Source organism: Streptomyces aureus (assembly GCF_000725495.1).
GTDB classification, from domain to species: Bacteria; Actinomycetota; Actinomycetes; order Streptomycetales; family Streptomycetaceae; genus Streptomyces; species Streptomyces aureus_B.
The window spans coordinates 281,276-299,964 of the sequence record NZ_JNZD01000021.1 but is presented as its reverse complement, the minus strand read 5'-3'; the positions used below and the strand labels follow the sequence as shown (position 1 = coordinate 299,964).

Below are 18,689 nucleotides of genomic sequence, written 5' to 3'. Positions count from 1 at the left end.
CCGAGGCCACCCCGATCGACGACACCCTCGCGAGCACCAGCTCCCTGAGCGTCCTCAACTGCGGCACCAGCACCGTCAGCACGATCCTCTGCGTCTAGCGGGCGAGGCCCCTTAGGGGCAGCACAGAGCACCGCCGGCCGGGCCACCACCAGGGGCCCGGCCGGTCCCTCATGGGCCGACACCCGCCGCCCGGTACGCGCCCCATGTGACGCCCCCAAAGCCGACCAGAGAGGATCCCCCGTGGCCGACGAGCCCGCTCCCCGCGCCCCCCGTACACCGGGCCCCTTGCGGCTGCGCCGTGAACTGACCTCAGAGCCCGGCCCGTTGACCGTGGCGCTGGTCCTCGCCCTCGCGGCCACCGCCGCCACGCTCGCCCTCCCCCTCTTCCTCCGGGACGTCATCACCGACTTCTCCAGCCACCACCCGCTCGGCGAGCACATCGCCCTGATGTGCGGGGCCGCCGTGGCCGGCGCCCTCACCCAGGCGGCCTCCGGCTTCCTGCTCGCCCGCATCGGCGAACGCATGGCGTACCGGCTGCGCATCACGCTGATGGAACACGCGCTGCGCCTGCCGCTGCCCGTCGTCCGGACCCAGGGCACAGGAGAACTCGCCGCCCGGATCACCTCCGACGCGCTGCTGCTGCGTCAGATCGTCGACGTGGCGAGCCAGTTGCCCCTCGCGACCGTGACGATCGCGGCGACCCTGGGCGTGATGGTGTGGATCGACTGGGTCCTCACCGTGGTCACCCTGGTGTCCCTGTCCGCCCTCACCCTCATGGTGATGCTGGTCCTGCGCCGTATGCGGGCCAACGTCACCGGCCAGCAGGAGGCGGTCGGGCACATCGCCCAGCGCTTCACCGCGAACCTCGAGGCGCTCACCACCATCAAGGCCAACCGGGCCGAGCCGCTGGCCGGGCGTGCCCTCGCCGAGGACGCGGAACGGCTGCGCGTCGTCTCACTGGAGGGCGCCCGGCTGGGCACCCTGATCCCCGCGGTCCTCACCCTCGGCAACCAGCTCGCCATGATCGCCGTGATCCTCACCGGAGGCGCCCGCCTCGCCGCGGGCGACATCACGGCGGCCGCGTTCGCCGCGTTCCTCCTCTATCTGCTCCAGGCCATCCCGTCGGTCAACACGCTGGCCACCGGCCTCGGCCGGCTGCAGTCCGGCCTCGCCGCCCGCGACCGCTGCAACGACCTGCTCCTCATGCCGCCGGAGGACGACCCGGCCGACGAGGAGCGGACCGCCCCCACCCCACTGCCCGACGCGCCCGCCGTCGCCTTCGACTCCGTCTCCTACACCCACGCCGGTGCCGGCCGGCCCACCCTGGAGGGCATCTCGTTCACCACCGCCCGCACCGGACTCACCGCCGTGGTGGGCGCGTCCGGGGCCGGCAAGACCACCACCCTCTCCCTCATCGACCGTTTCATCCGGCCCTCCTCCGGCACCATCACGGTCCTGGGCCACGACATGCGGCACTGGCCCCTGGACGCGCTGCGCACCCGCATCACGTACGTCGACCAGGCTTTCACCCTCCTGGAGGCGACGGCCCGCGAGAACCTCCAGCTCGGCCGTACCACCCCCGCCACCGACGCCGAGCTCGCCGGTGCCCTGGACGCGGTCGGACTCGGCGATGACATCGCCCGTCTCCCCCAGGGCCTCGACACCCACCTCGGGCGCGAGACCGACCTGTCCGGCGGCCAGCGGCAACGCATGGCACTCGCCCGGGCCCTGCTCTCCGACGCCGAGATCGTGCTGCTGGACGAGCCGACCAGCCAGCTCGACGGTCTCAACGAGCAACGCTTCCGGACCATCATCGAGGAGCTGGCCACGACCCGCGCGGTGATCGTCGTCGCGCACCGGCTGACCACCGTGCAGCACGCCGAACACGTGATCATGCTCGACGAGGGGACGGTCACCGACACCGGCAACCACCCCACGCTCCTGGCCCGCTGCGCCCCGTACCAGCGGCTCATCGCCAGCCAGGCCATCACCGGATCCTGAGCCGGGACGATCGAACTCCTGTCTTTCCGGGGCTTCGGCGGGGTCGTGCGGGCCCCCGCCGGAATGATCTGGAAGGTCGCGCCCTCCCCGAAGAAGGACACCGGCCCGGCCGGTGCACTCCGTGTTCAGAACTCCAGGTCGAGGTAGTCGATGTCGTTGATGGCGACGTCGGAGAGCTCGTCGGCCCGGGTTCCGCCGTCCCGGAAGTAGATGTCCTTGAATCCCTCGGCGATGATCCGGCGCAGCTCCAGGTCGCCGGCGCCGGCGTCACGGGCGTCGAACAGCCGTTGTGCGTACGCCGCGGGAAGGTGCACGGTGAACCGGCGGAACCGGCCGTCGTCGGTGGTGCCGACGGGTGCGGTGTAGCCGAAGCGGGCCCGCGTCTCGACCGTGATCCCGCCCGTGCTGGCGGCCTGTCTGCGCCGGCGTCTGCGGACCACCGGCTGCCAGCGGGAGCGCACGGCGGCGTCGATCCTGGCGGCGATCTCCGCGGGCGGGTGCTTTCTGGCTCCGCGGCGATAGCGGTTCACCGAGTCGGCGGTGACGCCCAGTTCGGCCGCGACGGCCTTCGCGCTCCCCAGCTGGCGCAGCAGGTAGTTGATACGGGCCGGAAGGGTCTTGGGCGGTTCACGGGTGAACCCCTCCCGGTCGGCGCGCTCGATCGCGTCGTCGATCTCTCCCACGGGTCACTCTCCGTCGTCGAGGACGGAGTCGCCGCCCTTGATGTGGCGGGCGGGGTTGAGGCCCTGTTCCATCAGGTCGACCGCCCAGGCCAGGTCCTGGACGCCCTCCAGTTTCGCCAGCCCCGGGGTGGGGCCGAGACGGAAGCCGCCGGGCCGGGGCTTACCGGATTCGTCGCAGGGCAGGAAGTCCAGGGGGCTGGGACCGGGTGAGGGGTAGACGACGCAGTCGGACAGTACGGCCAGCGGGTACAGGCCCGTCATCGCCGCCGTGTTGGCCAGCTTGCGGTGCATGTTGACCCGTGCCTTGGAGATGACCGCGGCACGGATGTCGGGGCGCCAGGTCGGGCGCTCCAGCGCGGGCCATCGTTCGCCCTGCTTGTAGTGGCGGCCCTGGGGGCGCTCGCGGAGCTTGCCGACACCGCCCTTGACGGTGGCCTTGATCGCGGCCAGGACCGCGGCCATGACCGGGTCGGCTTCCTTGTGCCGCTCCATCGCCGTGAGGAATTCCTGGTCGGCGAGGTCCTTGGTGACACCGAGGTCGGCGAGCGTGTCGAGGTAGGCGGTCTTGAGGCGGTCGTGCCAGGGATCGAGGTAGGCGCCCGTCTCCCGGCGCAGATACGCCTCGATCGGCGTGACCTCGTAGCCGAGTTGCCGGGCGTAGGCGACGGTGTGGGTCTGGTACCAGGCCGGGCCCTGGGGACGGGTACCGGACGGGGTGAACGGCGAGGGAAGGCGCGGATCCACCTCGACGTGCGACAGGTCCACGAACCAGCTGCCGGGAACCTTCGGGTTGAAGGGCGGGCGCACGAGGTGTTCGGGGCCGGACAGGCCCACCGTCATGCGGGCCGAGGCCGCGAGGAACGCGGTGTTCAGATCGAGGCCGACGGCGTACGGGAGGGTCGCCTCCTGGCCGGTGAGCAGGTCGACATCACGCACCCACTGGTAGGCCTCCTCGTCCAGGAAGCCGCCGCTCCAGCCGGAGTTCACCACCACGGGGTGTTCGCTCGTGGCCTCGGGCGGTGCCGGGTCGACGGGGTCGGTGCCGAGGCTGCCGGGGTTGTGTCCGGGGATCCAGTTGCCGCTCGCGGGGTCCTCCACCGCCCGGGTGGGCGGGCGCAGCGCGGTCATCAGCTCCAGTCCGGACACGGCCGTGCTGCCGCGCGGGGTGAGGACCCGCCGGGCGTAGGTGCCGAGCGCACGGGCGATGTCGGCCGGTTCCATCTCGGCGACTCCCGGCCAGGAACGGTCGTCGAGCGCGTCCCAGGACAGGACCGCCAGTTGCACGCACTGCCGTCGCCCGGACTGGGCGGGCCGGTAGACGCGGGCCCACGGGCCGAAGCCGCGCTGGGTGAGGCTCCAGCGCGCGCCCGTCACCTGCTTGACGACCGGGTGGTCGGCGGGCAGCCGCAGGGAGCGGCGCTGTTCGTGGCCCTCCAGGCGCTCGGGAAGGCCGAGCTTCACCGCGGCGGCGGCGGTGAGAACGATCAGGGGATCGGCGTCCTTGCCGTTGCGGTGCAACTTGGCGGCGCCGAGCCCAGACTCCCTCAGCGCCCATTCCACGAGCTCCGGGACGCTGGAGGCGGGGCAGTCGAGCACGACTCCGACCGCTGTGAAGGCGGAGCCGTCACCGTCCAGAACGGCGAGCGGACCGTGCGGGAAGTCCGGATCGGCATGGAGGGGCGGCCGGACGGCCTGCTTGCGCACGGGCGGCCTGGTGTCGGGCCGCGGCGCGACCCGGGCTGCGAGGGTCTCCGGAGCCGGGGCCGACTGGGGGGCGGGAGCGGAGGTCGGACCGGAGAAGGTTCCCTGGAGGGGCGCCGGTTCGGTGACCGGGGACGCCGCCGTGGCGGGGGGCGAGGGCTGGGCGGACGAGTGCTGGTGCTGGCCCTGGCCCTGGCCCTGGCCCTGGCCCTGGCCCTGGCCCTGGCCCTGGCCCTGGCCCTCGGGACGGTCGCCCACCCGGGGCGCGGGGGATGTCGTGCGTGCCGGGGACGTCGTATGTACTGGGGACGCCGCGGGCCCGGGATAGCGGTGGGCCAGACCATCGAGAAGCCGACGGTAGGCCTCAAGGCGGTCGCCCTTGGGCTCGGCCCGGCCGGCCTCCCAGGCGGAGATGCTCGGGACGCGCACGCCCAGCGCCTGGGCGACGGCGGCCTGAGTGAGCCCCGCCGCTTCACGCAGCCGTACCCGCTCGGCCGGGGCGGGCAGCACGGTTCCCTCGTCGACGGCGGCGAGGAGCGAGTCGATCGCGGAGAACAACTCGGGCGGCTGGTTGGTCATCTGTGGTTCTTCCTCGTTCACCGGACGCCCTGTCGGATCTCTTCGAGCCGCGTGATCAGTCGCTGGTAGCGCTGCGAGGCGGCCTGGGAGGAGTTCAGCCCCTGATGGGCGGCGATCCGCCGCCAGTCCATGGCGTGACGCCGCGCTTCCAGGACCGCCTGGGCCTCGAGCCGGTCGAGCTGTTCCCGCATGCCTTCGAACAGGGTGAGGGCGGCACCCACGTCGTCCGCCGTGACCGAGGGCTCCCGCCCGCCGTCGCGCCGGTTCTCGGCGGCGACCGACAACAGCCGCGCGACGAGGAGGACGTCCCCGTGCAGCCCCTGCGCCGCCGGCTCGTCTCCCCCGACCGGCTCCTCGAGCGCGGCCAGTTGCTCCCGGGCCTGCTGACGAACGTCACGTCCCATGCGGCCACCTTATCCCAACACCCAACGAAACAACGTTTCATTGTTTGCTGACCCGCAGAAGCCTCTGGCGCCTTCGGGTAGAGATGCAGGGGTGGGCGCAGGCGCGTGTCGGGAGAACTCGCCCGGCTTCGCGGGAACCTGTATCGAGGCCCACCTGGCCGGTGCGGCTCCCCCGGGCGACCGTTGCGGTTCCCCCGGTAGTTCTCGCGGAAGCCCCAGCGGTCGGCCCCGAGGAGCGGGACCGACCGCGAGGACCGGGCAGGTCACGACCTGCGGTCCGGTTCGCGGTCGCGCTCGCCGGTGACTTTGGAGGCCGGAAGGCGGCCGGCCTTGGAGGTGCCCTGGAGCGTGTCGCCGTCGACCGTCACGTCGAACGCCAGGTTCAGCCGCAGCGGCTTGGTGACGGCCTGTTTCCAGGTGAGCCGGTCGCCGTCGAGGGAGACCTCGCTGAGGGCCACTTCCTCACCGGCTCCGTGGGCGACACCCGACAGCACGCCGTCCCGCTCATGGAGTTCGACCACCGCCTTGATCCTGCCGATGGGGGTGGCGACGGACAGGTTCCAGGTGCCTTCGACGGACATGGTGATGTTCTCCTGACACTGCGCGGCTTGGGGCCGGGGCTGGGGGCTGGCTGCACGGGGCGACTGACTGCACGGACGACAACTGGCTGCACGTGAACGAGGGGCGGCAGCCCAACTGCACGTGATGCGCCGTGTGTTCAAAAGGCGGTGGGGACCGGGCCGCGGGCGCGCCAGACGGTGCCGCGTCGCTCGTACGCGAAGAGTTCCTCGACGGCGTGCGCGACGCGGGGCCCCAGCTCGCGCTCCAGCAGGTACAGGCCCAGATCGAGCCCCGAGGTGACGCCCGCTCCGGTGATCAGGTCGCCGTCGTCCACGACGCGGGCCCGGACGGCGTGTACGCCCGTCGCGTCCAGCATGTCCAGGCCCAGGTGGTGCGTGGTGGCGTGCCGCCCCTCCAGCAGGCCCGCCAGGGCCAGGACGAGCGAGCCGCCGCACACGGTCGCGACGGTGATGTCCGGGTCCTCCATGGCCTGCTTGAGGAGGGCGGGGAGTTCGGTGGTCAGCGTGCGGCCGAGCAGCACCGGGATGAACTCGTCCTGCCTTCGTTCGCCGGACCCGGACCCGGACCCGACCTCGCCCCCGGCCTCGGCCCCAGCGCCGCCCTCGGCCTCCGCGTCCGCGTCCGCGTCAACCTCCGGCACCTCCCCAGGTTCACCCACGCGCCCCGAGGCGCCGGGCACCAGGAGCACGTCCGCGCGCTCCAGGTCGAGGGTGCTCGTGGCCCGCAGCGCCAGTCCCCCGGTGCCGCCGACCACCTCACGAGGCCCCTCCGCGGTTACCAGTTCGACGGTCACCGCGCCGCCCGACGCCGAGCCGCCGGCGTGGAGGACCTCGTACGGGGCGATGACGTCGAGCGGGTCGAAGCCGTCGAACAGGACGATCTGGATGTGCATGGGTGTTCCTTCGGGGGTGGATTTCTCGGCCACCTCGAAGTCAACTGTCCGGTGCTCTCATCGCCCAGGGGCACAACTGACAGGTTCCGACGGGATAGTGCCAGGACGACCGCGCCCCACCGCATGCACTTCATCGTCAACACCGCGGTCGGCGGCGACTGGCCGGGCAACCCGGACTCCTCGACCTGGGCCACCGCGGACGGGGCCCGCTACCTCGAGGTCTCCTCGATCACGTACACCCCGTACTACCTCTGACCCCCGCGTACCGCCTCTGAACCGCAGGGATCACGGCCCCGCAAACGGCCAAGGGGCCCCGGCAAAAGCCGGGGCCCCTTGGTTCGTTCCGGGCAGATCAGCCGCGGACGATGTTCTCCGCCTGCGGGCCCTTCTGGCCCTGGGTGACGTCGAAGGTGACCGTCTCACCCTCGACGAGCTCGCGGTAACCGTTGCCGGAGATGTTCGAGTAGTGGGCGAAGACGTCAGGGCCGCCACCGTCCTGCTCGATGAATCCGAAGCCCTTCTCGGAGTTGAACCACTTGACGGTGCCGCTGGCCATGCTGATGTCCTTCGATATCGCCGAGGAAGCCCCCGGCTGGTTCATGAGACGGCGCCGCCCGTCACCGGGTGGCACCGACGTCCGTTCTACCCCGCGGAGGCGTAGTCATGACATCAACTCCGGAGTGAGTTGGATCACGTACGATCCGTCGCCCGGGTGACGCCGAGCCGCCGAGACCCTCAGGGGCGTCCGGCTCACCGGACCGACCGCGCCGACCAGGGCCGGAATCCTTCCGCGCGGGCACCGCGGAGGGGTTCGCCGGCACCGCGGATTCACCGTCACGAGGCGCGGTTTCGCTGTCGCGCCGTGCGGGTTCACCGTCACGGGGGGCGCGATCAGTACGCCAGGGGGCGGGTTCATGTCGCGGCGCGCGGCGCCGCGCCGCGGATCGACCTAGGGTCGTGGGGCATGACCGTATTGCGTGGCGCTCTTGTCGTCCTCCGGCCCACCGTCGAGGACGACGTCCCCGCCTTGGCCGCCATCCGGGCCACACCCGAGGTGCGTGCGCGCTGGCGGGGCGGGGACGATCTCGAGTCGGAGGTGGCGGACGATCTGCGGGACGCCGACACCCGATGTCTGACGGTGGGCCACCACGGCCGGATCATCGGCATGATCCAGTGGTACGCCGAGGAGGAGCCGGACTACCGGCACGCGGGCATCGACGTCTTCCTCGATCCCGCGGTGCACGGCAGGGGGCTGGGCACCGACGCCGTGCGCACGCTGGCCTGCCACCTCATCGACGAGCACGGCCATCACCGTCTGGTCATCGACCCGGCGGCCGACAACACCGCGGCGATCCGCTGCTACGCGAAAGTCGGCTTCCGCCCCGTCGGCGTCATGCGCCGCTACGAGCGCGGCCCGGACGGCAGTTGGCACGACGGCCTCCTCATGGACCTGCTCGCCGACGAGGTGGTGCGCTGACCGCCCGAGCCAGGTTGTCCTGGCACCCACGACTGAGCTAGCGTCACATCGACGAGAATTCTCGTCGATGTGACGCTATTTGTTGTCGAGGGGGAGCCATGACACAGGCACTGCTCGCCGGGCGCTACCGGCTCAAGGACGAACTGGGCCGGGGCGGCATGGGGGTCGTCTGGCGCGCGGAGGACGAGCGGATCGGACGCACGGTGGCGCTCAAGGTGCTGCCGTCCGCGTACGGTGTGCCCGCCGCCCAGGAACGGCTCGCGGCGGAGGCGAGAGCGCTCGGACGGATATGGGACCCGCGCGTGGTGGCGGTGCTCGACTACGGGCAGGACGCGGACGGCACGGTGTTCGTCGTCATGGAACTGGTCGCCGGGCACACCCTGGACCGGGCCGCGGCAGGGGCGTCGGTGCCGCTGATCCTGGACTGGGCTGCACAGATCTGCCGGGCCCTGGAGGTCACGCACGCGGCCGGGCTGCTGCACCGGGACATCAAGCCCGGCAACGTGATGGTCACGCCCGGCGGAACGGTGAAGCTCCTGGACTTCGGGATCGCCCGGTTCGTCCAGGAGCCCGATCCGGCGGGCCGGCTCACCCTGGCGGGCCAGGCCGTCGGGACCCCCGCCTACATGGCACCCGAACAGCTCCGCGCACCCGGCACGACCGACGGCAGGGCCGATCTGTACGCCCTCGGCTGCGTCCTGTACGAACTGCTGACCGGAGCGCGTCCGGAGTGCGGCGGCCTCTACGAGCGGCGGCTGCCGCCCCCGCCTTCCGTCCGCCGCGGCGAGCCGCTGCCTCCCGAGGTCGACGCACTCGTCCTCGCGCTCCTCGCCCCGGGGCCGGACGACCGGCCCGCCGACGCCCGAGCGGCGCGGGGCATGGTCGGGGCCGCGATGGACGCGTGGACCCGGGCGCACGGTCCGGCCGACATCGCCCCCGGCGCGCCTGCGGACCCGGCAGCGGGGAACGGTTGCACCGGGGCCGCGCCGGGTGCCCCTTCCCCGTACGACGCGACCGTCCTGCTGGATGCCGGGGCGCCGTCGCCCGCCCCGGACCCGATCCCCCGGACCCGCGTCATGCCGATGTCGGCGGCCGGCCTCGACCGTGTGCGTGAACTGGCCGACTGGCAGCGCGCCCACCCGGAGGCATGCCGGGACCCGCGGACACCCCCGGTCAAGGAACTGCGGCACCTCGTCGAGGAGATGGTCTACCTCCCGGGAGGCGTGCTGGCCGGCCTCGACCTCTCCCGTCTGAACCTGGACAGCGCGATCCTCATCCGGGCGCGACTGGCCGGGGCGTGCCTGACGCAAACCCAACTGTCCTTCGCCATGATGCCGTTCGCCGAACTGTCCAATGCCCGTCTCGGCGGCGCCGACCTCGCGGGCACCTACCTCGGCAAGGCGAACCTGTCGGGTGCGGATCTGTCGGAAGCGCAGCTGTACACGACCCATCTCACGGAAGCGGACCTGACCGGGGCCCGGCTGACGAACGCCAACCTCATGGTCGCGGTGCTGTCCGACGCCGACCTCACCGGCGCCGATCTGCGCGGCGCGGACCTGCAGGGCGCGTCGCTCCGCGCGGCCCGGCTGACAGGAGCCGATCTCTCGGGGGCCGACCTGCGGAGTGCCGACCTCGCGGGCGCCGAACTGAGCGGGGTGCGCTGGTCCGTCGAGACGCGATGGCCCTTCCCGTCGGCCCCGCTGCGCAAGCTGTCGTATCCCTCGCAGGAGCCCGGCGGCTTCGTCCTGCCCGATCCCTGCTACGCGCGGAAACTGCGCCGCCTGCTGGACGGCGACGACGACCGTTAGGGCGTAACGCCCGCCTGGAGCAGGGCTGTTGAGGTCGAGGGCAGGCGGGCGCGGCACACAGGGTTCGAACGGTCCGTTGTCGGTGCCGTCCGGGATGATCGGGCCCATGAAAACGATCGACTCGGCCCGGTCCACGACTCCGCGCGTGCGGGACGCCCATGCCCTGCGCGCCGCCCTTCAGGGGCTCGTCCACGTCCCGGACGGCTGGAACGCGGGCGCCCTCGACGACATCAGACGCGTCGGGCGCTACGTCGAGGACGGGCGGACGCTCGGTCCCGGCGACCAGGACGTTCATCTGTACCCGGAGGAGACCTGGGCGGAACGCGCGGCGCGCCGGGCGCCCGAGCGGGACGCGGGCCAGGTCCGGCTGCCCGGTGCGGGCAGATGGACGGAACTCGTCGGCCGCGTCGGCGCGCTCGCGCTGCGCGCGGCGTCCCCGGTGACCCGGCCGGAGCGTCGTGACATGGCGCTCGACTTCCTGGAGATGTGGGCGGGGACACCGTTCGCCGATCCGGCCTACCGCTTCCGCCTGGGCCGGCTCGCCGGGACGGCCTCGTTCAACGCCCGTAGTCTCCAAGGGGTTTCCTTCGGGCTCCATCTGCCGGGAGCGTGCACCTCGCTGTACTTCGAGGCCGTGGCGCCAGGTGGCGAAGGCGCCCCGCGCCCCGAGGAACCGCTCGACGTCACGGACTGCCACCACGGCTGGGGCACGCCAGGGCAACTGCTGCGCTTGGTGGAACTCGTCCGGGAACGCGGTCCGTTCACCTGGGACGCGGAAGCCGCCGTGACGCTGAGTGAGGCGACCGGGCTGAGCCGCCCCGCCGCGGCACTCGTCCTGGCCGGCAACCCCGGTACGCACAACTACTACAAGCCCTTCCTCGACCAGCACGAGCGGGCCGTCCTCGGATTCAAGACCGGTGAACTCGACTCCGCACAAACCGAGTTGGCGTGGTTGCTCAACAACGGAGACCGGCTCGGCCTGCTCGCCGACGTGCTGCCCGAGGACCCCGCCGACCTGTGGGTGCCCGGCGGCCCGGCCCGGTTGGCGGAGCGCATCGGCGCGGCCTGGGGTGAGCAGCAGGGCGCCCACCCCGTCGCGCCGTGGAGCACCTGGCAGGCCTCGGTCGCGCTCGGCACCCGCATACCCGCGACCCACCTGTGCCGCCTCTTCCTCGAACCGGCGGGCTCCGCCCCCGGACCGGACGCCTCCCCGCCGATGGGGTCCGGTCCGGTCGGGAACGGCCGTCCGCGCGCGCCGTGGGACGTCACGGGCAGTTACGAGGCCACTGGCGTCGTGGACGCCGTCCTCGCCGGCCAGGCATGGGCGTACATGGATCTCCCCGCCGGGGATCCGGTGCGCGAGGGACTGCCCGCGGCCGTCCGCCGACTGCGTGAGGCGACGGCAGGAGGCGACACGCCGGACGCGCTCCTGCACACGGCGCTGGTCCGCGGCCGCGACCGGAGCCGGCGCCTGGACTGGCTGACGGACGGCACCTGCGAGCGCATCGCCGCACGCGTCGCCGCGGGCGCACTGCCGCCGGGCCGCTACGAGTCCGACCCGCGCGCCTGCGTCCCGGAGTTGGTCGCCGAAGCCGCCGACACGCTCGGCCTCTCCGAGGACGCCGCCACCCTCTACCTCCAGATCCTGCTGCTCCCCACGCCGTCCGACCGCGGCGTGCGGCGCTGGAACGCCTGGACGCCGGCCCGGCACAAGGCGGCCTCGACAGAGCTGCCGGCCGCCGGTCTGGTGGTGGAGGACCGCAGACCGCGCGCGGGGCGCACCCTCTTCCTGCCCGGTCCATGGGCGCACGCGAAGAAGCCCCTGCCGCCGATGGAGGTCTGGAAGGCTCCGCTGATCGGTGCGCGCCTGAACACCTACCGGGGCGAGGTGACCGACTTCGAGCTGCTGCCGGACACCCTGCCCGCGCTGTTCACGGAGGCGTGGCGTCTGGTGCGCGCGGGGCAGGGACCGAGGTCGTGACCGCCAGGGGCGCTCGCGCGAGACGGCCGGGCCCGGCCGTCGGAGGTGCTCACTCTGGAGGGACGGGCGAGACCATCGGAGCGCTCGCCCGGGACAGGCGGGCCCGGCCACCGGAGCGCTCACCTGGGAGAGACAGCCCGGACCGTCGACCTGCGGCGCCCACCGGGACCAGCCCAGACATCTGACGATCACTCAGAACGTTGACACCGGGCCCCCTTTGTCGAAGCGCACGGACAGTGGCACTCTCGTCACCAAGCGCGCTTCCGCCGACTCCCGGGCGGGACCGGCGGAAGCGCGTGGAGAAGGTCGGTCGACGCCGTCGCCGACCAAGCCGGGGCGCGATCCCGAGCCCCGCCTGCCAGTGGCCGCCTGTCACCCGGCACCGGGCACCGGGCACCGGGCACCGGGCACCGGGCAGGATCACCCCCGGCGCCCATCCCCTCATGGCACACTGCGGCCATGTCCGAAGCTCCCGCCTCCGCGACGCCGCACCTGCGGCCGGATCCTCCCCGCGTGGCCTGGCGCAAGCAGATGCGCGAGCGGGTCATCACCGAGGCCAAGTCGCTGGCCGCCGAGGACGGTTGGGACCGTGTCCGGGTGGCCGACCTCGCCCTGCGCGCCGAGGTGTCACGCCCCTCGATCTACAAGGAGTTCGGCGACCGGGCGGGCATCGGGCGCGCCCTGGTGGAGCACGAGACGGACGCGTTCCTCATCGGCCTGGCCGCGATACTGGACGCCCACCGCGGCCACTTCGTCCAGGCGCTCGAGGCCGCCGTCGCCCACGCCCTGGAGCAGGCGGAGGTCAACCCGTTCATCGGCGCCGTACTGACCGCCACACGCGGGGGCACCGACGGGCTGCTGCCCTTCCTGACCAGCAGACCCGAACCGGTCTTCTCGCGCACACGGCGGCTTCTCCGCGCATGGCTCGACCACACCGTCCCCGGAGCCGACGACGACCGCCGCGCGGCAGCGGCCGATCTGACCATACGCCTCACCGTCAGCCACATGCTGCTGCCCGCCCAGGACCCGGGAGCCACCCCGCCCCACATCGCGCGGACGGTGTGCGCGGTCCTCGGGTTGCCGGAGCACGCCTGACCGCAGGCCCACGACCGGCCCCCTCGCACCCACCCCCCACGGCCACAGAACGCCGACCCGGCACCGCACATGAACGGGCCACGGCCCGAGGCGGGGCCGACCGGAACCGGCCGATGCCGGGTGAGAAGACGATCACCCTCCGGGAAGGACGCGCCGGACGGACGGAACGGCGCTCGAAACCGAAGACTGACGGGTCGGCCCCGCCATGGACCATCTTGCTGCACCCATTTCGTTGTTGCAAGTTATTCGCAATAAGGGTCTAGGGTGTTCCGGGAAGATCACCCACCCGGAAAGGGGAATGCCCGATGGGCGCCTACGTGCTTCCCGACCTGCCCTACGACTACGCCGCGCTGGAACCGGCCATCACCGGAGAGATCCTGGAACTGCACCACGCCAGACACCACGCGGCCTACGTCAAGGGCGCCAACGACACGCTCGAACAGCTCGCCGAGCTCCGCGACCGGGACGAGATCGCGCCCGCGTCCCTGGTCGGGCTGGAGAAGACGTTCGCCTTCAACCTCTCCGGCCACGTCCTGCACTCGATCTTCTGGCAGAACCTGTCCCCCGACGGCGGCGACCGCCCCGACGGCGCGCTCGCCGACGCCATCGACGAACACCTCGGCGGTTTCGAGCGGTTCAAGAAGCAGCTCACCGTCGCGACCGCCGGCGTCCAGGGTTCGGGCTGGGGCGTGCTCGCCTGGGAACCCCTCGGCAGGCGTCTGATCGTAGAACAGGTCTACGACCATCACGGCAACGTGGGCCTGGGCAGCACCCCGCTGCTGGTCTTCGACGCCTGGGAGCACGCCTACTACCTGCAGTACAAGAACATCCGCCCCGACTACGTCGCCAAGCTCTGGGACCTGGTCGACTGGGCCGACGTCACTGCCCGGTTCACCGAGACGGCCGGCGTCTGAGCCGGGCGCCGGCAGGACCGCCGGCGGGCCGGGGAGCCCGTCGGGGCTTCCCGGCCGGCACGCTCAGGCGCTCACGCCCTCCGGGGCGAGGTCCTGGACGCCCTGCCGCACGACCCGGCGGCGCCGGGACGGCAGTCGCAGCGTCGGGTTGGCGACGCCCCAGGCCGCGCCCTTGCAGATCAGCTCCTTGTAGAGCGCGGCGGTGCGGCCCGTCAGGGTGCGGTCGACCGCACGGTCGTCGGCGGTGACGAACTGGATCAGCCCTTCGCTACGGCCCAGGGAGACGCACTGCTGGAAGTAGCGGATCGAGACGTGCGGCACCTTGGCGCCGGCGAGCCGGGCCGCGATGGCGTCGGCGGCCTGCCAGGCCATCGGGACGCCCGAGGCGCAGGACATGCGCAGGGGCTTGCCCTGGGGGCCGGTCGCGATCGCGGCGTCGCCCACGGCGTACACGTCGGGGTGGGAGACCGAGCGCATCGTCGCGTCGACCACGATCCGGCCGTGCTCCGTGGTCTCCAGGGCGGTGGCCCGGGCGACGGGGTGGACGGCGAAGCCGGTGGTCCAGACGGTGACCGCGGCGGGGACGGTCCGGCCGTCGGCCGTCTCCACACCCTCCGCCGTCACGGCGGTGACCGCCGCGTTCTCGTGGACCTCGACGCCGAGCCGGTCGGTGACCTTGCGCAGGTGGGCGCGCCCCTTGGCCGAGAGCCAGTCACCGAGGGCGCCACGAGCGGTCAGGGAGACGGCGAGGTCCGGGCGGGCCTCGGCAATCTCGGTCGCGGCCTCCAGACCGGTCAGGCCGCCGCCCACGACGACCACGGGCCGGCCTGCCTCCAGCGCGGCCAGGCGGTCGCGCAGGCGCCGGGCACCCGGACGGCCGGCCACCTCGTCGGCGTGTTCGGCGGCGCCGGGGACGCCCCCGTCGTTCCAGCCGCTGCCGAGGGCGTAGACCAGGGTGTCGTAGGCGAGTTCGGCCGGGCCGTCGGCGCCGGTGACGGAGACCGTCCTGCGGTCCACGTCCACGGCGGTCACGCTCGCGACCTTCAGCTCCACCCCCGTACCGGCGAACATCTCGGCGAACGGGCGGGGCTTGAGGTCCTGGCCCGTGGCGAGCTGGTGCATCCGGACGCGCTCGACGAAGTCGGGCTCGGGGTTGACGAGGGTGATGGTGACGTCCTCGCGGCGCAGCCGCTTGGCGAGGCGGCCGGCGGCGGTGGCTCCGGTGTAGCCGGCGCCGAGGACGACGATGCGGTGCTGCATGTCCGTGCTCCTGTCTGAGCGGGGTCCGCCGTTGTCCGGCGTGGTGTCGCCCCTTGAACCGGACGGCCCCGCGTTTCCTGACAGGATCTGAATGTGACCTGCGTCACACCATCTCAGAGGACGTAGAGAGGCTCCTCGTCGTGGTCCATCGCGGCCCACCGCTCGGTCGCGCGGAGGAGCTTGTCGGGGTTGACCTGACTGCGGACCGCCACGATGCCGTCCTCGGTGACCTCCAGGCAGCTGATCCCGACGACCCGGCCGTCCACGACCGCGACGACCGCGGGCCCGCCGTTGGCGGTGGTGGCGTACATGGCGGGCGCCCCGCCGACGTACTTGCGCTTCGCGTCGCTCGGCTTGAACAGGCCGCGCAGGAAGGTGGCGACCGCGAGCGCGCCCTCGAACGCCTTCGCGCGGGCGGGGACCTTGCCGCCGCCGTCACCGACCGAGACGGCGTCCTGGGTGAGCAGGCGGACCAGCGGTTCGGTCCGTCCGCTGGTCGCCGCGGCCAGGAACTCCTCCACGATCCGTCGGGCGGCGGCCTCGTCGACCTCGGTGCGCGCCCTGCCCTCGGCGACGTGCTTCTTGGCCCGGTGGTAGATCTGCTGGCCGGCCGCCTCGGTGATGTCCAGGATCTCGGCGATCTCCCGGTGCGGATAGTCGAATGCCTCCCGCAGGACGTAGACGGCCCGCTCCTTCGGGGACAGCCGCTCCAGCAGGACGAGGACGGCGTACGACACCGACTCGCGCTGTTCGGCGGTGTCGGCGGGCCCGAGCATCGTGTCCCCGGCGAGCAGCGGCTCGGGGAGCCAGCGCCCGACGTACGTCTCGCGTCGCGCGCGGGCCGAAGTGAGCTGGTTCAGGCAGAGGTTGGTGAGGACCTTGGTCAGCCAGGCCTCGGGCACGTCGATGCGGTCGGCGTCGGCCGCCTGCCAGCGCAGGTATGTCTCCTGCACGGCGTCCTCCGCGTCGCCCGACGAGCCCAGCAGCCGGTAGGCGATGGCCTCCAGCCGGGGCCTGGCAGCCTCGAACCGGTCCACGTCACTCATGATCAGGGCCATGCAGGTGATCCTAGGCCTGTCCGACAATCCACGTCCGCCCGGCGGGCCGACGACGCGAGCTGTCCACAGACCCTAAGCAGGCTCTCCGGCGCTGGGGCGTGAACGAAGGGCGGCATCCAGCACCCGGGTCAGTTCGCCCACGCGTCCCCCGCCGGCCGGTGCCGTCGGAAAGCGTTCGAGCACGTCCACGACGGCCGGTGTCGCCCGGCGCACCGCCTGCCCGACCAGTTCATCGGCCCTGCCCGGATCATCACCGGCGGCGAGCTCGGCCGCCCTGGCCGCGTGGGCCCCCGATCCCAGGATGTGCTTGACCTGGGTGGCCTTGGCCAGGGGATGGAGGTAGGCGGCGCCCGCGGCGGCCATCGCCGCCCGGGCCGCCTCGCTCGCGGCCGGAGTGTCCGCGCTCTTGGCCGCCTTGAGCGCCGCCCAAGCCGTGTCGCGCAGCAGCTTGCCCCGCTCACCGCCCCCGGCGAACGCCCACGCGGCGGCGAGCGCCTCCCGAGGCCGCGTGTCGCCCGGACGATCGGCCTCGAACACCTCGAGTACGGCTTCCGCGCACGCGGCGGCGAACCCGGTGACCTCCCGGAGGTCCTGCTTGCTCAGAGCGACCTCGCCCGCGTCGGCCGTGACGCCCGATGCCCCCGCCACTCTCGAACCCCCCGTGGCGCTGGACGCCCCCTTCACCCTCGAATCCCCCGACACACGCGAGGCCCCCGCCACACTTGGACCCCCGGTCGCGCTCGATTCTCCGGTCACGCTTCCCTCCTCGCTCACGCGTCCATCCTCGGTCGTCGCCCGGCCGACGGCGCGCACTTCCAGGGCTGTCGGCTGCGCCCACTCACACGTGGGCGAGGGGTCTCCCGTCACGGGTGTCGCCCGGTCGCCGATCGCCGCCAGCCACGGATGCCGCGGGTGCACCCGCTCCAGCAACCCGCCGAGTCGGTCCCGCCGCTCGGGACCCAGCAGGGGCAGCACACCGTCGAAGTCCCGCTGGTCCTTGGGCCGGACGGCCTTCGCCTTGAACAGCAGCACCAACTCCGGTGCCAGATAGGGAATGCCGTCCGCGGTCCGCTCGACGACCGTGTCGTACGAGAGCCGCAACGACTCGTCGCGCCGGCAGATCCATGTCCCGCCCTCGTGCGGCTCCCGGAAGACGTCGAACAGGTACCGGCCGCTCGCCGGATCCCGGAACCAGGTCTGGTGCGTGGCCGCCAGCACTTCGGCGCCCGCGTCCGCCCAGACCTGCCCCGAGCCCACCGCGTCGCACGCGAGCTCCGGGAAGCGGTCCCTGATCTCCCTGAATGCCGCCGCGGGAACCGCGATCTCCAGGTCGCCGTGCGGCCTGGACGGCCCGCCGCGGAAGAGGTCGAGGGCCCATCCCGCGGCGACACACCAGGGTGTACGGACCCCGGACAGCCGCTCCGCCACCTGCTCCGGCCGCCAGGCGTGCGCCCACCGGGCGTCGACCTCGTCGTCATCGAGTACGGCACCGCCGGGCGGCAGGAAGTCGGTCATGTGCCCAACCTACTGCCGTGGAACGCGCCCGCCGGAGCGCTGCCGTCAACGCCCCGGCGGGCAGGGGCTGTCGGGGTGGGCCGGTCAAGGGGCGTCGGAGACGTCGAGCCTGTTCGTCTTGATGCGGGTGGTGTCGAACTCACAGACCTGGCGGCACTCCAGGCCGCTCCGGCGCGTCTGGCCCTGTAGTCGAGAACACCACGGTCGGAGGAGTCCGTTTATCGCCTAGCGTGCTGCCACCGGGATCTGTCACGTCGAGCAGCACGGCCCGGAGCGCGTTGCTGGGGTCAATGACCCCTAGGGCGTGTTGCCGTGATCTGCTGCTGACCGCGCCCGGCAGCAAAGTGCTGGCGGGACCGCGCGGCGACCGCCGTGCGGAACAGTCGACACGCCGCCCGATCCCCTCGCCCGCCGCCCGGCCCGCACCTCACCCCCCCACACCTCCCTTGCCTGGCGTTCGGGGCGGGCCTGGGTGGCGCAGAGGGGATGTCAGCCCAACCGGAAGCCCCCCACTGCACGGCCTGATCTGTGTAAATGTGGTCGTGCGGAATCAGGTAAGGGCAACAGATGTCGCAACACGCTGCGCAATAGTTGAGCGCAGCAGACAGCGCAACCCGACCGCCGGGCTAGACGCCCGGTCCGGGGTCGGCAGGTCTCAACGGTCTCCGTCCGGGGCCGAGATCGGCTATTGGCTGTGGGCCAGAAGACAGCGGAGCGGCTGCGTCGCACGACCTTCGAA

Annotated in this window: 16 protein-coding genes and 2 pseudogenes; 8 read left to right on the top strand and 10 right to left on the bottom strand. The window is 72.5% G+C overall.

What is annotated here, in order from left to right:
- The first annotated feature begins 14 nt into the window (after window positions 1-14).
- Together IO36_RS49385 and IO36_RS25315 are read left to right on the top strand one after the other, a co-directional pair.
- Entirely contained in the window at window positions 15-98 is an 84-nt protein-coding gene (locus IO36_RS49385) for a SapB/AmfS family lanthipeptide (RefSeq protein WP_209441265.1), read from the top strand.
- Window positions 99-240: 142 nt separating this feature from the next.
- Window positions 241-2,001, top strand: a complete 1,761-nt coding sequence (locus IO36_RS25315; protein ID WP_037623155.1) for an ABC transporter ATP-binding protein — start codon at window positions 241-243, stop codon at window positions 1,999-2,001.
- A 125-nt stretch (window positions 2,002-2,126) separates the two neighbouring features.
- Here the strand turns inward: IO36_RS25315 and tpg are convergent, their stop codons facing one another.
- The 5 genes from tpg to IO36_RS25290 form a co-directional block, all read right to left on the bottom strand.
- The gene (gene tpg / locus IO36_RS25310) at window positions 2,127-2,684 is read right to left on the bottom strand and encodes a telomere-protecting terminal protein Tpg (RefSeq protein ID WP_037623154.1); all 558 of its coding nucleotides are present in this window, start codon (window positions 2,682-2,684) and stop codon (window positions 2,127-2,129) included.
- A gap of 3 nt (window positions 2,685-2,687) precedes the next feature.
- On the bottom strand, window positions 2,688-4,964 hold the full coding sequence (gene tap / locus IO36_RS25305; protein WP_037623153.1) for a telomere-associated protein Tap: 2,277 nt from the start codon (window positions 4,962-4,964) through the stop codon (window positions 2,688-2,690).
- 17 nt (window positions 4,965-4,981) lie between these two features.
- Window positions 4,982-5,368: a hypothetical protein gene (locus IO36_RS25300; protein WP_037623152.1), complete on the bottom strand. Its 387-nt coding sequence runs from the start codon at window positions 5,366-5,368 to the stop codon at window positions 4,982-4,984.
- Window positions 5,369-5,631: 263 nt separating this feature from the next.
- Window positions 5,632-5,949, bottom strand: coding sequence for a hypothetical protein (locus IO36_RS25295; RefSeq protein ID WP_037623151.1), 318 nt, complete (start codon window positions 5,947-5,949; stop codon window positions 5,632-5,634).
- Window positions 5,950-6,086: 137 nt separating this feature from the next.
- Window positions 6,087-6,842 carry a DJ-1/PfpI family protein gene (locus tag IO36_RS25290; RefSeq protein WP_037623150.1) on the bottom strand — a complete coding sequence of 252 codons (756 nt, stop codon included), beginning with the start codon at window positions 6,840-6,842 and terminating at the stop codon, window positions 6,087-6,089.
- Window positions 6,843-6,965: 123 nt separating this feature from the next.
- Here IO36_RS25290 and IO36_RS49010 point away from each other — a divergent pair, with 123 nt between their 5' ends.
- The gene (locus IO36_RS49010; protein ID WP_280923753.1) at window positions 6,966-7,097 is read left to right on the top strand and encodes a hypothetical protein; all 132 of its coding nucleotides are present in this window, start codon (window positions 6,966-6,968) and stop codon (window positions 7,095-7,097) included.
- 97 nt (window positions 7,098-7,194) lie between these two features.
- Here the strand turns inward: IO36_RS49010 and IO36_RS25285 are convergent, their stop codons facing one another.
- Window positions 7,195-7,398: a cold-shock protein gene (locus tag IO36_RS25285; protein WP_037623149.1), complete on the bottom strand. Its 204-nt coding sequence runs from the start codon at window positions 7,396-7,398 to the stop codon at window positions 7,195-7,197.
- Between the two features lie 408 nt (window positions 7,399-7,806).
- Between IO36_RS25285 and IO36_RS25280 the strand changes: the two genes are divergently transcribed.
- From IO36_RS25280 to IO36_RS25255, 5 genes are all read left to right on the top strand, one after another.
- Window positions 7,807-8,319, top strand: a complete 513-nt coding sequence (locus IO36_RS25280) for a GNAT family N-acetyltransferase (protein ID WP_037623148.1) — start codon at window positions 7,807-7,809, stop codon at window positions 8,317-8,319.
- A 98-nt stretch (window positions 8,320-8,417) separates the two neighbouring features.
- Window positions 8,418-10,127, top strand: a complete 1,710-nt coding sequence (locus tag IO36_RS43350) for a serine/threonine-protein kinase (protein WP_051900933.1) — start codon at window positions 8,418-8,420, stop codon at window positions 10,125-10,127.
- Window positions 10,128-10,233: 106 nt separating this feature from the next.
- Window positions 10,234-12,108, top strand: a complete 1,875-nt coding sequence (locus tag IO36_RS25265; protein WP_037623147.1) for a hypothetical protein — start codon at window positions 10,234-10,236, stop codon at window positions 12,106-12,108.
- A gap of 459 nt (window positions 12,109-12,567) precedes the next feature.
- Window positions 12,568-13,203, top strand: coding sequence for a TetR/AcrR family transcriptional regulator (locus IO36_RS25260; protein WP_078943424.1), 636 nt, complete (start codon window positions 12,568-12,570; stop codon window positions 13,201-13,203).
- A 305-nt stretch (window positions 13,204-13,508) separates the two neighbouring features.
- On the top strand, window positions 13,509-14,117 hold the full coding sequence (locus IO36_RS25255; protein WP_037623146.1) for a superoxide dismutase: 609 nt from the start codon (window positions 13,509-13,511) through the stop codon (window positions 14,115-14,117).
- Window positions 14,118-14,180: 63 nt separating this feature from the next.
- Here the strand turns inward: IO36_RS25255 and IO36_RS25250 are convergent, their stop codons facing one another.
- From IO36_RS25250 to IO36_RS25240, 4 genes and pseudogenes are all read right to left on the bottom strand, one after another.
- Window positions 14,181-15,377: an NAD(P)/FAD-dependent oxidoreductase gene (locus IO36_RS25250; protein WP_037623145.1), complete on the bottom strand. Its 1,197-nt coding sequence runs from the start codon at window positions 15,375-15,377 to the stop codon at window positions 14,181-14,183.
- 113 nt (window positions 15,378-15,490) lie between these two features.
- A complete protein-coding gene (locus IO36_RS25245; protein ID WP_037623144.1) occupies window positions 15,491-16,435 on the bottom strand; it encodes an RNA polymerase sigma-70 factor in 945 nt (314 codons plus the stop codon).
- Window positions 16,436-16,507: 72 nt separating this feature from the next.
- Window positions 16,508-17,026: pseudogene (locus IO36_RS44870) on the bottom strand (putative immunity protein); the annotation flags it as partial.
- A 294-nt stretch (window positions 17,027-17,320) separates the two neighbouring features.
- Window positions 17,321-17,950: pseudogene (locus IO36_RS25240) on the bottom strand (nucleotidyltransferase domain-containing protein); the annotation flags it as partial.
- Between the last annotated feature and the right edge of the window lie 739 nt (window positions 17,951-18,689).

Bases quoted from the DNA above. Each gene is read 5' to 3' on its own strand.
- tap (WP_037623153.1), bottom strand. From the start codon at position 4,964: ATGACCAACCAGCCGCCCGAGTTGTTCTCCGCGATCGACTCGCTCCTC.
- IO36_RS25300 (WP_037623152.1), bottom strand. From the start codon at position 5,368: ATGGGACGTGACGTTCGTCAGCAGGCCCGGGAGCAACTGGCCGCGCTC.
- IO36_RS25295 (WP_037623151.1), bottom strand. From the start codon at position 5,949: ATGTCCGTCGAAGGCACCTGGAACCTGTCCGTCGCCACCCCCATCGGC.
- IO36_RS25290 (WP_037623150.1), bottom strand. From the start codon at position 6,842: ATGCACATCCAGATCGTCCTGTTCGACGGCTTCGACCCGCTCGACGTC.
- IO36_RS49010 (WP_280923753.1), top strand. From the start codon at position 6,966: ATGCACTTCATCGTCAACACCGCGGTCGGCGGCGACTGGCCGGGCAAC.
- IO36_RS25285 (WP_037623149.1), bottom strand. From the start codon at position 7,398: ATGGCCAGCGGCACCGTCAAGTGGTTCAACTCCGAGAAGGGCTTCGGA.
- IO36_RS25280 (WP_037623148.1), top strand. From the start codon at position 7,807: ATGACCGTATTGCGTGGCGCTCTTGTCGTCCTCCGGCCCACCGTCGAG.
- IO36_RS43350 (WP_051900933.1), top strand. From the start codon at position 8,418: ATGACACAGGCACTGCTCGCCGGGCGCTACCGGCTCAAGGACGAACTG.
- IO36_RS25265 (WP_037623147.1), top strand. From the start codon at position 10,234: ATGAAAACGATCGACTCGGCCCGGTCCACGACTCCGCGCGTGCGGGAC.
- IO36_RS25260 (WP_078943424.1), top strand. From the start codon at position 12,568: ATGTCCGAAGCTCCCGCCTCCGCGACGCCGCACCTGCGGCCGGATCCT.
- IO36_RS25255 (WP_037623146.1), top strand. From the start codon at position 13,509: ATGGGCGCCTACGTGCTTCCCGACCTGCCCTACGACTACGCCGCGCTG.
- IO36_RS25250 (WP_037623145.1), bottom strand. From the start codon at position 15,377: ATGCAGCACCGCATCGTCGTCCTCGGCGCCGGCTACACCGGAGCCACC.
- IO36_RS25245 (WP_037623144.1), bottom strand. From the start codon at position 16,435: ATGGCCCTGATCATGAGTGACGTGGACCGGTTCGAGGCTGCCAGGCCC.